Genomic DNA, 15,672 nt, shown 5'->3' with positions numbered 1-15,672 from the left:
CTGACTCCTTGGATGGATTGACGGTTTATTCCGTGTCTTCAACTTCACATGCGAGGCGCGCGCCACGGGCGCTAACCAGTTCGCCGTTATCAAGCTGGATCGTGTGAACGCCGCTCATAATGGCGGTCATGCAGTCATCGGATGTCAGGCCGCTATCAAGCACATAGACATTCCCATGCAGTGCGGCGATGAGGGCGAAAGTCTTCAACATTAAAGTGACTCCTAACTTTAATAGTTATTAGAAAGGCATGCCAAACAAGGCGAGTACGCAACCGCCCACGAAACCGAACGCTAGGGCAAGGCCGATATTCGAAAGCGTCAAGTACGCATCATCAAACAAGCTGTAGCTTTCAACCGGCTGAACCATTGCAGGACGACGAACCACTGCAGGGCCTGCCCATGCGCGACGTGCCGAACGTTCGGCCTTGGTTTCTACTGCGAGGGCGAGGCGATGAGCCGGGATAGACATGCGAGACTCCTTGTTTGTTCGTGCCTCATATAATCACTTTTAAAGTTATTAAGTCAAGCAAAAAGTGAGCGAAATGATGCGCCGTCGAAAGGCGCCAGCGCTGCAGGGCTTTAGGTGTGAGCCTGGTATGCAGCCTATAAACCTAAACCATGAGCCTATATCGAGGGATGGAATTGAATTGTGTCTATGCGTGTCATGTGGTGCGCATTGATAGCTATAGCGTGATAGTGCGCACATGCGCCTAATGGATAGCGCATGATAGAGCGTGCACATGCATGAACGTGATAGCGCGTGACTGATACTAATTGAAACACATTGACACTGATAGAGCGTGACAGGCCGTGAATGAGGCCGCTTGTGCGCGTGTGAGACCGCTTGACACTGATAGACACAAGCCCGGCTTCGGGTCCCTCCTCCTGGACGGTCGGACCGCGGGGGGCGCAGAGCCGGGGGTTATGAGAGTTTTGCGGCAAAATTTCACAAGATCACCTCGGAGAATTTTCTGCATTTAATTGCATTTAATTGCAAAGCGTTTTGCAGAAAAATAAGGGCAAAAAACAACGTAGATTCAATATGATATATAGTTAGGGGGTATTTAATTGCATTTTCTGCAAAGGGTGTTCATCTACGTCGTTTCAACGTTCGTCATTCACAGATACCCCCTCCGCGGAAAATGCAAAAAATGCAATTAAATAGAAAACCGCTATAACGACATCGAAATTGACATCAAAGCGTTCGGGAAATTTTCATGGCGAGCATCACCATTCGAAACATAACTGACGACGTGAAAGAAGCACTTCGTCAACGAGCTGCACTGCACGGAGTTTCGCTTGAACAGGAAGTCCGAAACCTTCTCGCATCTACCGCAAGCGGGGAAACACTCCCAATCCCGACCTCCGATGAAGAAAACACTCGTACTAAATCTCTACATGGCGCGAAAATTCTGCTGATCATCGGCGGAGGTATCGCTGCATATAAGACACCAGACCTCATTCGCCGACTTCGCGAGCGCGGCGCGAACGTTCGTGTCGTGATGACGGAAGCGGCACAGAAATTCATAACGCCTCTTGCAATCGGAGCGGTCACAGCAGACCGCGTGTACGCCGATCTGTTTTCGCGAGATGAAGAGCAGGACGTTGGGCACATCAGACTCGCGCGTGATGCTGATCTGATCGTCGTGGCACCTGCGACTGCCGACCTGATGGCGAAGATGGCCCATGGCCTCGCCGACGATCTCGCCAGCGCGGTCCTGCTGGCGCGCAAGATACCCGTCGTCATAGCTCCAGCAATGAACCCTGCGATGTGGGACAACGCTGCGACGCGCCGCAACAGGGAGATGCTGGCAGCCGATGGAGTGAGGTTTGTCGGCCCCGACAGTGGAGAGATGGCAGAACGTGGCGAGCTCGGCGTTGGTCGGATGTCAGATGTTCACACCATAGTCAGCGTCGTCAGCAATGCTCTCATGGGCCGACAATCGCCGCTCAAAGGACGCAAGGTCATCGTCACGTCGGGTCCAACCTATGAGGCGCTTGACCCGGTGCGGTTCGTCGGCAACCGTTCTTCCGGAAAACAAGGTCATGCTATTGCCGCTGCATTCGCCGCTCTCGGCGCCGAAGTACATCTGATCTCTGGTCCAGTCTCCATTCCGAATCCTGAAGGCGTAAAGGTGACGCACGTTGAGAGTGCCGAGCAGATGCTCGAAGCTGTTCAAGCATCGCTGCCGGCCGATGTGGCCGTCATGGCCGCAGCTGTGGCGGATTGGCAAGCTGTGAATGTTGCTCCTATGAAAATGAAGAAAGAGCCCGGCCAGGATCGGATGAACATTGAGTTCAAGCGTAATCCGGACATTCTCTCTACGGTCGGTCACGCTGAGAACAGGCCGATCCTTGTCGTCGGCTTTGCAGCAGAAACCAACGATCTGATCGCAAATGCGCAGATTAAGCTGACTAATAAGAAAGCTGACATCATAGTCGCTAACGACGTGTCGGTGGCGGGAGAGAACTCTGGTGCGTTCGGGAAAGAAAGCAATAAGGTCTATCTCATCAGCCGCAACGGCGTTGAGGATTGGCCTTCATTGAGCAAGGCGGAAGTTGCTGATCGCATTGCGCTGCGGGTTTCAGCCACTCTGGAAGCGATATTCCGCCCGCAGGCCGAGACTAACGATCCCGGCCTTGATGATTGATGTAATCTGAGTGGAGGAACCGCTTTGTGGGGCGGCCCCTCTTCGAGGTTTTGATGTTGACGATGTGAATGTCGTGAGCATTCGCAAGTCGATAGACGACTTCTTCCTGATCGCGCTTGGACATCTTGTCGAACGAGGTGTCCTTGCGCGCGATGTCAGAGTGGCACATCCCCCTGCTGCCGCTATCTATGATCAGCTTCGCAACATGGTCAGCCACACGGACGGTCTGGCTTGCGCCCATCATCTTCTGAGCGTTACGCACCATTTCCATTGTGTAAAAACGCACATAATCCCACGCCCAATCGACGTGCTTTTCCGTGATCCGCTTGGAATCAGTCGAGAGGCAGACAATCAGCGAGATGCGCTGCGTCAGCTCTTTGGAACGCGAAAAGAGCCCGTCGAGCCTCGCGGAACTATATTCGTTTTGCAAGTCGACGATTGATTGAGCGATCTCGTCAAGCCGGCGCTTCGCACGATCATTGAACTCGACGATCTCAGGCTCATCCACTTCAACAGCGCTTTCCTCCGCCATGAACTCATCATCACTGTCGGGATTTCCGTAGGCCGCGAGCCACTTTTTGAGTTCGACCGGAATTTGTTTCCATCGCCGCGGCTGCTCTACGCGACGCGGTTCGCGGCTGTTCACCACGATAAGGCGGTTCATGAAACCATTGGCAACGTCGTCTTGAGACAAGGCATCGAAGAACGTTTCAGGCGTGGATAGCCCAAGCATAGTGACTGCAGGGCGTTTGACGACCATGTTCCGCATCGCCTCGATCTGTTCCTTCGACTTCCCGTTTGTTGAGTAGGATGTGGGACGGGCTTCCGTGTCCAGTGTGCCGAACAAGCTCATGAGCATAGTCTGAGCGTCGCGGAGGTTCGTGCTTGATGCCTTCCCGGTGGAGTCGAGCAAACGACCGAACTCGTCATAAACGGTTACGTGGCGCGGCTTCCAGGCGATCTCGCCCATGATACCGGCTTCCGATGCGTACTTGTTCGGCCCCATCAAGTGGCCGAGACCGGCCTCCCCCAATGAGCGTGTCAAGAATTTGCGACCGAACTCTTTACCGGAACCTGTCGCGCCGAGATTGACCAGATAGAGTGACGTGAAATTGTCGAAGTCAGTTGAGAAGTAACGTGCAAGAACCACCGATCCAAGAGCCAATGCGCTTTGCACAGCAAACTGCGGCTGCGTTTGAACCGACGTTGCGTTGTAGTGGTCAACGGCGCTGCCGAGAACACCCGGTACAGAGAGTAGATGCGGGGGGATGCCCTTGGTACGCGGGGCTTCCTGCTTTTCTTTATCATCGCGGGTCGGCAGGTCGTCGAACTCATCGGCGATGTCGATCTCGGGTTCTTCGCCAACTATGTCATCGAACTCGTCAGCGATGGCGTCATATTCGGCCTGCCAACGGCAATCGTTCGACGCTTGGATGATGCTGGCGAAGGTGACGGGGCGGTCTTTGCTGAATTTGAATGAGCGCCACTGGTCCTTTAGGACGCGGGCCTGATATTTGCGGGACTGCTTCGAGAAGTCGGCCCATACTTGCATGGCCTCAGTGGCACCCTCGAACTCGTGGTGCAATGCCATACCGACCTTAATCCATCCCTCGCGGTCATCGCACCAATCGGGCAGGTCGAGTTGCTTCAGGTAGTCTTCTGCATCCGCATAACTGATTCCGAGTGGCTCAGCGTCGTAGTCGACGGCGTATTCCACGTCTTCGCCGGTCAGTTCGTCGAGAAGATCAGGATCGACGACCGGGATCGCCGTCTTCATGGGGTCGAAAGGTCTTTCCCAACGGTATTTTTCGCCGGTATCCGGGTGAATTGAAGGCGGCAGAGCTACCTGTTTGCCCGTCCCGAATAGCTCAATTTCAGCACACCAATGCATTTTACCATCGGCACCTTTGATTTTCTCATCAGTGTGCCAGAGCTTTTTTGAGCGATACGCATTCTCAGAAAGCAAATAGATGTGCCTGGAATCGCCGCCAGACCCCGAAATCACACTCGGGTAGTCCAAAAGCGCTTCGGAATTAGGCAAATTTAGCAGTTCTACGAGCTTTTCGCGCGCAAGTTCGGCATAGTCCGGATCTCTGATGTCCATGTCGATGACTTGGAGATAGAAACCTTCGATCCGAGATGGTTCGCCGAGACGAACGCCAATATTCCTGCCGGGAATATAGGTTTTATCCAATTCCGCAGCGGTCATTGTCGGTAGATCGGTCCAGTTGTTACCAACTGGCGCCTTTGAGCGATTTTTAAGCCAAATGACAGAAAAACCGGCCTCTGCCAGCCGGATTGCTTCTTCTAGCAACGCCGCACCTCCAATCGAGGAAACAGGAGGGATTACTTGCGGGTGATGTACGGCGTGAGGTCGGCAGCCGTGAGCTTCGAGCCCGGAAGTTCGATGAGCTGCTGCATGCGAATTGCAGGGAGCGCATTGTTCTTCGTCCAGACGTAGATGGTCTGCTTATTCTTGACCTTCGTGTCATTCGCGATCTTCTCAACATCGAGGATGTCGCGACCCTTCTCCTGAAAGCGATGCTCCGGCAGCTTGTCTACCAACAGCTTGTAGAGGTCGCTCGGCTCACGGCCGTTCACGAAGCGACCAACGCTCTCGATCTGATCGACGTTGTTCATTGTGTGTCCTTCATTCAGTGATTTGATAATAACTATAAAAGTGATTTTGTTGATTGACAACTTACTTTTAAAGTGATTTTAGTGGATCACACAACGACGATCTACCCACGATAATTTCTAACAGGAGAACACCTTAATGAGCATCGAAGAAGCCCTCAAAGCCAACACCGAAGCGCTGAACCGTAACAGCGAACTCCTTGAGTTTCTGACATCGAAGGCGCGCGACGGTCTGACTGGCAAGGACGAATCGACCAAGCCTGCCAAGGCTTCCGCCAAGGAAACCGAAGAGAAAAAACCCGCATCCCGCTCGCGGTCAACCAAGGCGCCAAAGGCACCGAGTGCCAAGGATATGTCCGAAGCCACCACAAACTTCCTCGATGTCGATGACGAGGGTGAATACAAGGACCGGCGCGACCTCGTGAAGCAGATCGTTGATAAGTTCGGCGTCAAAAAGATGAGCGAGATCGAAGAGGAAGACCGTCAGACCGCCCTGGACTTCCTCGATACTTATAAGAACGGCGACGATCCGTTCGCAGAAGACGCGCGCAAGGACGACGATCTGGCGTAACCTGATTATAACTTTTAAAGTGACGCCTCTCTTTTCGTGAGGCGTCGCACTGATCTGGAGAACAACATGAAGAGCTGGAAGCTTGAGCTGAAACAGACCGTGACCCTCGCAATGAGTGGCGAGCAGGGCGTCGTGATAGGTCGCGCCGAATATGATGGCGACACCGACCGCTACCTCGTCCGCTACAAGGCCGGCGACGGACGGTTGGTTGAGAACTGGTGGCAGGAAGACGCCGTAGGCCCGGCCTGATCGAAATCCCCGCGACAGCGGGGTCTTTCGGTGAGCGGCGGGTCGCCCCGTGAGCCATGTGGGGCTGTAACGACCCACAGCGCTGATCCGCCGCTCTCCCGAAGACCCATGGAGAACACCGTGAAAATCTCAACACCTGCGCTGGATAGCATCCGGGCGATTTTCGCTCGGTGGAATGAAATCTCTTTCCCTGGCGATCCGGAAAATGATGAACGGGCGCAGCGACAAGCGGAATATTTCGTTCGGCTGAACGCCGATATGAACCGCGAGCGCAACGCCGAACAGGCGCGGATCGCACGTCAAAAGCCATCGCTGAGGCTTGTCCATTGATCGTTGGAGTTTGGTGAGGCGCGTCAGCGATCTGGCCCGCAACGCCCCCGCCCCGCCCGAAGAACGAGGGCGCGTCTCATCAAACTCCAACCAACTTTAGGATCATCAGTATGGCCTCCCCGATCATGAAGCACTTCGCCTATGAGCATCTCCCGCTTCACTTGCAGGAGGTAAGTGCTCCTATAGGCGATCTGGCGCGTGTCATGGACATTAGCCTGCCCGACAGCGCGGAAAAGAGCGCAGGTCTCCGGAAGCTCCTTGAAGCAAAGGATTGTTTGGTTCGCGCAAAGCTGGAGTCATAATGGCTCCACGCGCTCACGCCCGTCTCAGCCCTTCGGCGTCCCGCAGATGGCTCCGCTGCCTCGGCTCTGTCAACTTCATCGAAAGCCTCGAAGAAGAAGATGAGACGAACGATGCTGCTGACGAAGGGACGATCTTGCATGGCCTGATGGAACGGGCTTTGCAAGAAGACGTGGACGCATACGATTTCATCGGCGAGACGCACACACTCAACAATGTCACCCTCGATGTGGACGACGAGATTGCCGACATGCTCCAGTCGGGCCTTGATGAGATCGATGCGATACCGGGAAAACTGCTGATCGAAAAGCGGGTCGATCTTGGCCGGTGGATGCCGGACCAGTTCGGAACATCTGACGTGATCATTATCGGCAAGCGGCGGGTCACGGTTTGGGATCATAAGTTCGGCTACATTCCTGTTTCCCCGGTCGAAAACGACCAGCTCCGCATCTATGCGCTCGGCGTCTACGACAACTACATCCGTGGTCGATATCCCAACATCGAAACCTTTCGATTGATCATCTGGCAGCCCCGCGCACCGGGCGGCGGTGGCGAATGGGATGTCAGCCTCGACGACCTGCTCGACTTCGGCGATTGGGTAAAAAAGAGAGCTCGCCTCACCCGTGATCCGAATGCCCCGTGCACTGCAGGCGAACATTGCGACAGTACCTACTGCCCAGGTGCCAAAAAGCTCACTTGCGATGAGTACCAGAAATTCAATCTGGACATGCTGGTCGCTGAGTTCGACGAGATGGACGACTGCATCGAGCACGATTTGCCGATGCGAATGCAACGTCCGTCACTGATTACTCCTGAGCGGCGCAGTTTCATTGTGAAGCATCGACCGCTCATCACCAAATTCCTCGATCGTCTCCATGCGGACACTCTGGATGACGCTCTGAAAGGGCTCCCGACACCCGGCCTGAAAGCCGTCGAAGGACGCTCACCCCCGCGAAAATGGAAGGATCAAATGACAGCCGAGGCTCGCCTCAAGGCTGTCCTGCCAGAGGAAGACATTTTCACAAAGAAGCTGATCTCACCTACGCAGGCGGAAAGGGAACTGCCAGAAAAACAGTACGGCAAATTGAAACGCCTTGTTGATCATGGAGAGAAGAAGCCGGTTCTCGTTCCATCGGATGACGCCAGACCGGCGTACTCCACAATCATCGATCTGTTCGATGACATGGATTGAGAATCACTTTTAAAGTTAGTGATGCCATAAAAGGAGATTCTAACATGGCAGAAAAGAAGAAAGACCCGGCCCGCGTTCAATTGAAGAACGTGCGGTTGTCATACGCTCATATCTACAAGGCGAAAGGCTTTGCGGGCGGGAATGGTGACGACAAGAGCGAACCGAAGTTCTCGGCCAATGCTCTGCTTGATCCAGAAACCCGCGAAGGCAAAGTTAACATCGAAAAGATGGAAGATGCCATCGACTATGTGATCGGTGAGCATAAGTGGTCGGGCGGAAAGACCCCTAAGTTCCCTGAAGCCAAATTGCCGCTTCGCGATGGTGAAAATCAGGATTCTGATGGCTACGACGGCATGATGTACGTCTCGGCGTCAAATGCAAAAAAGCCCCGCATCTTGGACCGCGACAAGCTCGACGTGCAGGAAGGCGATGACGAAGCTCCGTATTCCGGCTGCTATGTCGATATGATCGTTCGTGTATGGGCGCAGGATAACAAGTTCGGCAAGCGCATCAATGCCTCACTGGAAGGCATCCGCTTCCGTGACGACGGTGATGCCTTCGGCGCTGCTCCGCTCGATCCTGATGAGTTCGACGACGATGACGATGATGATCGCGGTAGCCGTCGCGACAAGTCGTCCCGTTCCCGTGACAAAGACGATGATGATCGTGGCTCCCGTGGCGGTCGCGGTGGCCGGTCGCGCGATAAAGACGATGACGACGGAGATGATCGCCGTAGCAGCCGTCGCGGTCGTGCCAAGGATGACGACGACGATGGTGATGATCGTCGCAGCAGCCGCCGTGGCCGCTCCAAGGATGACGACGATGGTGATGATCGCCGCAGTAGCCGTGGTCGTTCCAAGGATGACGACGATGATGGTGATGACCGCCGCAGCAACCGTCGGGGCCGTTCCAGGGATGACGACGATGATGGTGACGACCGTCGCGGTGGTCGCTCCCGTGGTCGGGATGATGATGACGACGACGGTGGCCGTGACGAGCGTCGTAGCCGTCGCTCTCGGGACGATGATGATCGCGGAAGTCGCCGTGGAGGTGGTCGCCGTTCTCGTGACGACGACGATTTGGCTTAATCTGATAATCACTTTTAAAGTTAATGCGTGGGGCGGTGTTAAACCGCCCCGCCGTTCTGAGGGGCGGCATGAAGAAGACCTGCACCAACGACACAGAAATCTATCCGAACTATCTGCTGATTGGCTTCAGGGACAAATCGACCGGGAAGGTCTGGTCTGTTGAGGCGTTCGGTCCAGACGACCGGCTGTCGAAGGAAGACCGGAATTGGCTGCGCGAGTTCATGCGCCGCAATCGGATAATCGGTTTTAATCTGAATGGCTTCGATCTTCTCATCATCTACGGTGCTATCGCCGGTCTGACCGTCCGCGAACTCAGGGAACTGCGCGACGACATTATCGTCGGCGGCATGAAGTCGTGGGAAGCCGAAGATGAATACGGCATCACAGTGCCCCGCAACCTTGATTTTATCGACCTTATCGAAGTCGCCCCCGGCAAAGCGTCCCTGAAAATTTACAATGGACGCATGCACGGCAAGCGCATGCAGGACTTGCCATATAATCCGAACCATCGGCTCAGCGACGAGGAAATCGAGAACGTCTATTCCTATTGGAAGAATGACCTCGCTGCCACGGAACTTCTCCATACTAATTTGAAGACGCAACTCGATTTGCGCACGGCCATGGGCAAGCAATACGGCTTGGAACTGCGCTCGAAGTCGGACGCGCAGCTCGCAGAAGCGGTGATCAAGAAGCAGGTCGAGAAACTCCTCGGCCAGCGCGTGAAGAAGCCAGAACTGCACGGCGGCATGAAGTTCCGCTATCGCGCACCAGACTACATTCGTTTCCGCAACCGTGATCTGAACCGCATCCTCGACATGATCGAGGATTGGGATTTCCGCATCTCACTCGGCGGCAAGGTTCTGATGCCCGACTTTCTCTCCGAAGCGGAGATACGGATCGGCGACAGCATCTATCGTATGGGCATTGGCGGCCTTCACTCGTCCGAGAAAAACCGGAAACTGCTCGCCGAGAATGGTTATCTGCTCTTCGACGTGGACGTGGCTTCCTACTACCCGAACATCATCCTCAATCTTGGCCTGTACCCGAAGCACCTCGGCAAGGCATTCCTCAAGGTCTATCGCGCTATCGTCGAGCGTCGTCTCAAAGCGAAGGCCGCCGCCAAGGCCCTCCAAAAAGAGATCGATGATCTCGAAGCCCGTATTAAGCAAGCGAACGGGCCGTCGGAGCTTATGGAAGAGCGCCTGGCGGAACTCAAAGCCGAGTGGCAGGTGGAAAACGTCGCCAATGAAGGCGGCAAGATCATGATCAACGGCTCCTTCGGCAAACTCGGATCGCCATACTCGGTTCTCTGCTCACACGACCTGATGTTGACCGTGACGCTCACGGGACAGTTGTCGCTACTCATGCTGATCGAATGGCTCGAAGACGAGGGTATCTCAGTGGCCAGCGGTAACACCGACGGCATCGTTGTGCGTCCGCACGAGTCGCAGTTGGGACTGATGCGCGAGATCATTGATGACTGGCAGAAGGCCACTTCGTTTGAGATGGAAGAGACGCCCTACAAGGCGATGTACCAGTCGAGCGTCAATTCATATTTCGCGCTCAAGGCTGGCGGGGGTGTGAAGCGCAAGGGCCTTTATGCGAAGTCGGGACTCGAGGCCAAGGTCAACCCGGCGAACGACATCTGTTCGGAAGCCGTCGCTCAGTTCCTAGAACATGGGACGCCGATCTCCGATACCATCAGGAAGTGCCGTGATATTCGTCAGTTCGTCACCGTCCGCACCGTCAACGGCGGCGCGATATACGGTGTGAGAGAGGTTGAGTTCGAGCGCATCAGCGAGAAGACTGGCAAGGTGTTGAAGCCCGGTGTCAAATTCGACGACAGCGGTGCTGAGTACCTCGGCAAAGCGGTCCGCTACTACCGCTCCACGAAGTCTCTCGGTGCGCTCCACTACAAGACAAACCTCAATCGTGTGCCTCAGAGCGACGGTTGTCGACCACTCATGGAGCTCCCCATCGAGTTCCCCAATGACGTCGATTTCGCTGCTTACGTTCGCGAGGCACGGCAAATATTACACGACATAGGCTATCACGACGATCTGGTCGGTAAGGCTCCCCCTCGCAAGCGGAAGGTAGCCTGATGAAGCCACGCTATATGAAAGACGTGGGGGAATGGGAAGTCGTCCAGACCACCAACAAAGCTGCTAAGCGTGCGGGTTTCCTCCACAGAAAGGTCGTTTATCAGGGGCGCACGGGAGCGCCTGACGACTGGTATTTCGGCGCTGGCGCCCGCCTCATCATCATTGAGCACAAACGTCCAGGGAAACCTCCGAAACCGCATCAGGAGCGCGAGATCAAGCGCCTCCGCGCCCTCGGCTTCGATGTCCGTGTCGTTAGCACAGTCGCTCAGGCCCGGCGTGTCTTTGAGATCGGGGATCTGGCATGAGCAACGGTCTCCGTCGCCGCGATATGCGTCGCGTGCAGAAATGGGGTGTGAGGCACATTTATGATCACGAGATCACAATCCTCGCTTGGGACATGGGAGCAGGTAAATCTGTCACCTCCCTGACCGCTATGGACGATCTCTTAGAAGATGGCATCGTTCGGCGCGTCCTCATCGTCGCGCCGCTCCTGGTGGCCTCTGCGACCTTCCCTGACGAGTTCGATGATTGGGGGCACCTCAACCACATCGACTGGACACTGATCCGCGCCGAAGATGAAGATGATGATGTTGTCGCCGGCAGGAAATCTGAATACCGCTTCGCTCGCGACGTGATCGGCCTCGACGCCGCGGAAGCTGCTCGGTGGGCGAATAAGCAGAAGACGAAGATAAAGGAATGGAAACGGCGACGTTTGGCCGATGACCGTGCCGAAGTGCACATTGTCAACAAAGAAGCACTGCTTTGGCTTTGGGATCACTTCGGGAGCGGCAAACGTTGGCCTTACGATATGATCATAGTCGACGAAGCCTCGATGTTCAAAAATGGCCGCCGTCGTACCAAGCTCAAGCAACTGAGCCAGTTTGGCGTCATGGCGAAAGCCCGGAAACACGCAAAGCGCGTCGTACTTATGACCGGCACTCCGGCCCCCAAGGGGCTCCGGAATTTATGGGGATTGGCCTACATTGCCGATCTCGGTGAACGCCTCGGCACCAGTCGCACGAAATTCGAGGAGCGTTGGTTTGAATCTGACTATATGGGATGGAACCTCACCCCTCGCGATGGAGCCGAGCAGCAGATCACCGAACGGCTCAGTGACATCATGTTCACCCTCGGTCCTGACGACTACCCTGAACTACCGCCTCTTCTTTCGAAGAACTTCAAGGTGGACCTCCCTCGGAAGGCGATGGATGAATACCGGCGATTTGAGAAGACTCTCGTTTCCGAGCTTTACGACGTTGAGGCAGTTAATAACGGCGTTCTGGCTGGCAAGCTGCTACAGTTTGCGAACGGCTCAATGTATCAAGACGACGGCGGCGACATTCACATTCACGACGAGAAGCTGCACGCTTTGGAAGAGATCGTCGAGAAAGCAAACGGTGAGCCCGTCCTAGTCGGCTACAGTTTTAAGTTCGATCTGGCACGCATAAAAAAACGATACAAGAAAGCAGTTGTCTTCGGTCAGGGAGATGTTCGCAAGACTAAAGCCGCATGGAACGCTGGTGAAATCGATATGCTCTTGGCCCATCCTCAGTCCGTCGGGCACGGGCAGAATATTCAGTTCGGTGGAAATAATATGGTTTGGTACGGCCTAACCCCTGATCTCGAATTATACCTGCAGTTCAATAAACGCCTTCACCGCCCCGGTCAAAAACGGCGCGTTACTAATTATCATATTATAGCCCGTGGCACTTATGATGAAGAAATGTTACCTCTTCTGAGTGAAAGAGGGCAAACGCAAGACTCCATCATGAGAGCGTTCCGCGTTAACCTTGCTGAGCGATATGATTATCACCTTAAACGTGTTTAGTCACTTTTAAGTTGACTACTTTAACTGGAAACCTTAGTTAGTATGTTAATTACGATAGCGTAGTACGAAACGTGCTGCGAACTAAGGAGTGGCACCGTGGCTAAAGTCAGTGACGCACTAAGAGAACCAGAGATCGACCCGCGGTTCGCAAAACGCATGGAGATTGCACTCGACAATCACCCACGAGCGCCGGCGATGAATGCCGGACGCCTTACTTGGCTGCTTAACGAAATGAAGATGAACGGAGCCGAAGTGACGCTCCAGTCCATCCATCGTTGGTATCATGGCAATGCGAAGCCCCGCTCAATGAAACTGGCCGCTTTGTCCAAGGTGCTCGGCGTCGATCCGACGTGGCTAACCAGTGGAAAATTGCCGGAACTTGACGATAGAGCAAGCCGTCAATTTGAAATTGTTGGCGATGGCTCCGTAAACTGCCTAATTGGTTTTATTCAAATGGCTGGCTGGCAATGCGCCATTCCTGATGCGAATGACGATAACTCGTCATTCGTGCACTTTTATGCCATCGTCAAAGGGCGACAGCTTCGTATTCATGGCTCCCCCGCAAGCGATACCGGCGAGCCCGGTCTATTCCGTTTTAGGTTCACCAATCGGTTTGAAAAATGTCTGGTACTCGGCGTCTGCCGCACGGCACCATTCCGCATTGACGTACTTCCGTTTACTGCTGAGCTTATCCGGAAGCATGGCGAGCAGAAGGACGGCATGACCGAGCTGCTAGTTAAGTGCATCGAAGGCGAGTATATTGTCGGCAACGAACAGGTCGATCCTTTGGTCGACATTGAGGAAGCACTTAATCTGTGATACTGATTGACACAGATTGATATTGATTGAGCACGTGTCCCGAGTCATGGTATCATACGTGGTATCGGGCACAATCGATGAAGTGAATGCTGTTTATTTACAATGACTTATGCTACATCATTGAGTCACCTAAGCGGCACCATAAAATCAATGATTTAGCCAGTTTTCGTTTTCACCACATTGACGCTAGCAATCAAATAGCAATCATCGTTGTGTAGCGCGCAAAATCGAATGACAACAGTTTTACGATTTCAAAGAACTGAGCGGAACGTTCATTGAAGCCCCACTGAAGGGGCCGTTAAGCCCTCCCGCTAATTATCAGTTCGTTGACCACCTTCCCCTTACCGTCAGCCGCTGCGTAGGTCAGGTCCACATCTTCGATGTCGAAGGCCGAAAAGATCGATCGGATCTCCGGCACGTCGTTGATGGACATGATAAAGCGACCCTTGATGCGACCGAGGCGCTCGGCCATCACCTCGTATTGGCCTCGGCTGAACAACTCCTTCCCATAACAGCCCTCGCTGCCCCAATACGGCGGATCGAGATAAAACAGCGTCTCCGGTCGGTCGTAGCGGTCGATGAAGGCGCTCCAGTCGAGGTTCTCAATGACGCCAGACGCAAGGCGTTCATGGGTTCTGTCGCAGTGGCGTCAGTCTCACTGCATGAAGCGGGCAATAGCACCACTACGCGGCTGAACCGAAAGGTCTTCATCATCCTGATCGGTTTCGAGCCGCTGCAGAATCGGGCAATGGGGGCGATGGTCGCCGTGACAGGCGTTGACCAACGTCGTGAGTGTCTGGGTCATGTCTTGCAGATCGGCGATCTTCTTCTGGAGTTCGTCGATATGAACTTGTGCCAAACGTTTGACTACCGCGCTCTGTCGCGTCTCGTCACGCCATAACCCGAGAAGATCACCTATCTCCGCAACGGAGAAGCCGAGATCTCTGGCTCGCCGTATGAAACGGAGCATATGCACGTCTGTGTCCGAATAGTCGCGGTAGCCGGAAGCTGTTCGGTCGGCAGCAGGTATGAGGCCGGTCTGCTCATAGTAGCGGATCATCTTGGCTGATACGCCGGATGCTTTAGAAGCTTGTCCAATATTCATGTAATCACTCCCGCAATCTTCAGGCCGGCAAAGCCTTAAGAGCATTTTCGCGAGAGCCGATCTGGAACGTGCAAGTATCGCCTTTATTGGGTAGACAAATTGCTGCGTTCTTCGTCTCTGGAGTTCTAACAAGAGCATTCATAGCTGACTCCTTTTTCGTTCCTAAATTCAGGTTCAGTTGAAGTATGGTTCTTCCAACCGTGGGAAGGTCAATGACATTTTTCTTGTTTTTTCCACTTGACCTTTCCACGGTTGGAAGAACCACCTTGCATGTCATGAGACCCAAACAAGGAGAAATCTCATGGAATTGAAAATCGAAGGCATGACCTGCGGCGGGTGCGCCAAATCTGTAACTATGGCGATCCAATCGGTAGATTCCGGCGCCAAGGTCGACACCAATCCGACAGAGCGCGCGGTCAAGGTCGAAACAACTGCGACACTGGCATCTGTCTTGAAGGTTCTCGAGGAAGCAGGTTATCCCGCAACCGCTAACTGAATAGGAACAAGATCGCGCCGATATTCATCACGGATGTGCTTGCGATCAGCGCAGGCATGGCGATCGCACAAGGCTAGATGACAACGGATAATCCATGCATTGTCACGATATGTCTGCAATGTAGAAGCCTTTGTCGAGCAGTCCTTCGACAAAGGCCTATACAGTCTCCATGGATACCATGATGAAGAAATGAAGCGCCGATCACAGCGACTAGCTGCCTGGAACCGCCGCCGCGTATCATGACCATACGCAGCGGCGGCTTTTTATCTCAGTATTATTCTCCGCCGGAAATCATCGGTATGGG

General features: G+C 54.1%; 16 protein-coding genes and 1 pseudogene. 11 read left to right on the top strand and 6 right to left on the bottom strand.

Translation table 11 applies throughout. The features are described from left to right. Positions 1–25 precede the first annotated feature (25 nt). Both ABDF71_RS21585 and ABDF71_RS21580 read right to left on the bottom strand, forming a co-directional pair. Positions 26–211, bottom strand: a complete 186-nt coding sequence (locus ABDF71_RS21585; protein WP_500061726.1) for a hypothetical protein — start codon at positions 209–211, stop codon at positions 26–28. 27 nt (positions 212–238) lie between these two features. After that, positions 239–469 carry a hypothetical protein gene (locus tag ABDF71_RS21580; protein ID WP_500061725.1) on the bottom strand — a complete coding sequence of 77 codons (231 nt, stop codon included), beginning with the start codon at positions 467–469 and terminating at the stop codon, positions 239–241. Positions 470–1,217: 748 nt separating this feature from the next. On the opposite strand from ABDF71_RS21580, the gene coaBC reads away from it, so the two are divergent. Continuing rightward, a complete protein-coding gene (coaBC, locus tag ABDF71_RS21575; protein WP_500061724.1) occupies positions 1,218–2,651 on the top strand; it encodes a bifunctional phosphopantothenoylcysteine decarboxylase/phosphopantothenate--cysteine ligase CoaBC in 1,434 nt (477 codons plus the stop codon). Here coaBC and ABDF71_RS21570 read toward each other — a convergent pair. Together ABDF71_RS21570 and ABDF71_RS21565 are read right to left on the bottom strand one after the other, a co-directional pair. Then, positions 2,626–4,965 (bottom strand): PriCT-2 domain-containing protein, encoded by a 2,340-nt coding sequence (locus ABDF71_RS21570; protein WP_500061723.1) that lies wholly within the window; start codon positions 4,963–4,965, stop codon positions 2,626–2,628. The genes coaBC and ABDF71_RS21570 overlap by 26 nt on opposite strands. 32 nt (positions 4,966–4,997) lie before the next feature. Next, entirely contained in the window at positions 4,998–5,291 is a 294-nt protein-coding gene (locus ABDF71_RS21565; RefSeq protein ID WP_500061722.1) for a hypothetical protein, read from the bottom strand. Between the two features lie 136 nt (positions 5,292–5,427). Here ABDF71_RS21565 and ABDF71_RS21560 point away from each other — a divergent pair, with 136 nt between their 5' ends. The 9 genes from ABDF71_RS21560 to ABDF71_RS21520 all read left to right on the top strand — a co-directional run bounded on the left by ABDF71_RS21560 (position 5,428) and on the right by ABDF71_RS21520 (position 13,767). After that, on the top strand, positions 5,428–5,859 hold the full coding sequence (locus tag ABDF71_RS21560) for a hypothetical protein (RefSeq protein ID WP_500061721.1): 432 nt from the start codon (positions 5,428–5,430) through the stop codon (positions 5,857–5,859). A gap of 36 nt (positions 5,860–5,895) precedes the next feature. After that, positions 5,896–6,108, top strand: a complete 213-nt coding sequence (locus ABDF71_RS21555; protein WP_500061720.1) for a hypothetical protein — start codon at positions 5,896–5,898, stop codon at positions 6,106–6,108. Between the two features lie 120 nt (positions 6,109–6,228). Continuing rightward, on the top strand, positions 6,229–6,438 hold the full coding sequence (locus tag ABDF71_RS21550; protein WP_500061719.1) for a hypothetical protein: 210 nt from the start codon (positions 6,229–6,231) through the stop codon (positions 6,436–6,438). A gap of 301 nt (positions 6,439–6,739) precedes the next feature. Further along, on the top strand, positions 6,740–7,930 hold the full coding sequence (locus ABDF71_RS21545) for a DUF2800 domain-containing protein (protein WP_500061718.1): 1,191 nt from the start codon (positions 6,740–6,742) through the stop codon (positions 7,928–7,930). Positions 7,931–7,974: 44 nt separating this feature from the next. After that, on the top strand, positions 7,975–9,018 hold the full coding sequence (locus ABDF71_RS21540) for an ssDNA-binding protein (RefSeq protein ID WP_500061717.1): 1,044 nt from the start codon (positions 7,975–7,977) through the stop codon (positions 9,016–9,018). A 68-nt stretch (positions 9,019–9,086) separates the two neighbouring features. Continuing rightward, positions 9,087–11,120, top strand: coding sequence for a hypothetical protein (locus tag ABDF71_RS21535; protein WP_500061716.1), 2,034 nt, complete (start codon positions 9,087–9,089; stop codon positions 11,118–11,120). Continuing rightward, positions 11,120–11,425 (top strand): PDDEXK family nuclease, encoded by a 306-nt coding sequence (locus tag ABDF71_RS21530; protein WP_500061715.1) that lies wholly within the window; start codon positions 11,120–11,122, stop codon positions 11,423–11,425. The genes ABDF71_RS21535 and ABDF71_RS21530 overlap by 1 nt, the downstream gene beginning before the upstream one ends. Continuing rightward, positions 11,422–12,948 (top strand): SNF2-related protein, encoded by a 1,527-nt coding sequence (locus ABDF71_RS21525; RefSeq protein ID WP_500061714.1) that lies wholly within the window; start codon positions 11,422–11,424, stop codon positions 12,946–12,948. Before ABDF71_RS21530 ends, ABDF71_RS21525 begins: the two co-directional genes overlap by 4 nt. A 96-nt stretch (positions 12,949–13,044) precedes the next feature. Then, complete coding sequence (locus ABDF71_RS21520; protein WP_500061713.1) at positions 13,045–13,767, top strand: hypothetical protein; 723 nt, start codon at positions 13,045–13,047, stop codon at positions 13,765–13,767. 298 nt (positions 13,768–14,065) lie between these two features. On the opposite strand, the pseudogene ABDF71_RS21515 reads toward ABDF71_RS21520, so the two are convergent. Beyond that, positions 14,066–14,398 (bottom strand): annotated as a pseudogene (locus ABDF71_RS21515) (DNA adenine methylase); the annotation flags it as partial. A 24-nt stretch (positions 14,399–14,422) separates the two neighbouring features. After that, positions 14,423–14,872 (bottom strand): Cu(I)-responsive transcriptional regulator, encoded by a 450-nt coding sequence (gene cueR, locus ABDF71_RS21510; protein ID WP_010659229.1) that lies wholly within the window; start codon positions 14,870–14,872, stop codon positions 14,423–14,425. Between the two features lie 301 nt (positions 14,873–15,173). Between cueR and ABDF71_RS21505 the strand changes: the two genes are divergently transcribed. Continuing rightward, on the top strand, positions 15,174–15,368 hold the full coding sequence (locus ABDF71_RS21505) for a heavy-metal-associated domain-containing protein (RefSeq protein ID WP_010659230.1): 195 nt from the start codon (positions 15,174–15,176) through the stop codon (positions 15,366–15,368). Positions 15,369–15,672 lie beyond the last annotated feature (304 nt).

Source organism: Ochrobactrum sp. WV_118_8, from assembly GCF_039631535.1.
Classification (GTDB): domain Bacteria; phylum Pseudomonadota; class Alphaproteobacteria; order Rhizobiales; family Rhizobiaceae; genus Brucella; species Brucella anthropi.
Note: the sequence above shows the minus strand (reverse complement) of the source record. Positions and strands in the feature narration are given on the sequence as shown.

Bases quoted from the DNA above. Each gene is read 5' to 3' on its own strand.
- coaBC (WP_500061724.1), top strand. From the start codon at position 1,218: ATGGCGAGCATCACCATTCGAAACATAACTGACGACGTGAAAGAAGCA.
- ABDF71_RS21535 (WP_500061716.1), top strand. From the start codon at position 9,087: ATGAAGAAGACCTGCACCAACGACACAGAAATCTATCCGAACTATCTG.
- ABDF71_RS21580 (WP_500061725.1), bottom strand. From the start codon at position 469: ATGTCTATCCCGGCTCATCGCCTCGCCCTCGCAGTAGAAACCAAGGCC.
- cueR (WP_010659229.1), bottom strand. From the start codon at position 14,872: ATGAATATTGGACAAGCTTCTAAAGCATCCGGCGTATCAGCCAAGATG.
- ABDF71_RS21530 (WP_500061715.1), top strand. From the start codon at position 11,120: ATGAAGCCACGCTATATGAAAGACGTGGGGGAATGGGAAGTCGTCCAG.
- ABDF71_RS21545 (WP_500061718.1), top strand. From the start codon at position 6,740: ATGGCTCCACGCGCTCACGCCCGTCTCAGCCCTTCGGCGTCCCGCAGA.
- ABDF71_RS21540 (WP_500061717.1), top strand. From the start codon at position 7,975: ATGGCAGAAAAGAAGAAAGACCCGGCCCGCGTTCAATTGAAGAACGTG.
- ABDF71_RS21525 (WP_500061714.1), top strand. From the start codon at position 11,422: ATGAGCAACGGTCTCCGTCGCCGCGATATGCGTCGCGTGCAGAAATGG.
- ABDF71_RS21565 (WP_500061722.1), bottom strand. From the start codon at position 5,291: ATGAACAACGTCGATCAGATCGAGAGCGTTGGTCGCTTCGTGAACGGC.
- ABDF71_RS21585 (WP_500061726.1), bottom strand. From the start codon at position 211: ATGTTGAAGACTTTCGCCCTCATCGCCGCACTGCATGGGAATGTCTAT.
- ABDF71_RS21560 (WP_500061721.1), top strand. From the start codon at position 5,428: ATGAGCATCGAAGAAGCCCTCAAAGCCAACACCGAAGCGCTGAACCGT.
- ABDF71_RS21505 (WP_010659230.1), top strand. From the start codon at position 15,174: ATGGAATTGAAAATCGAAGGCATGACCTGCGGCGGGTGCGCCAAATCT.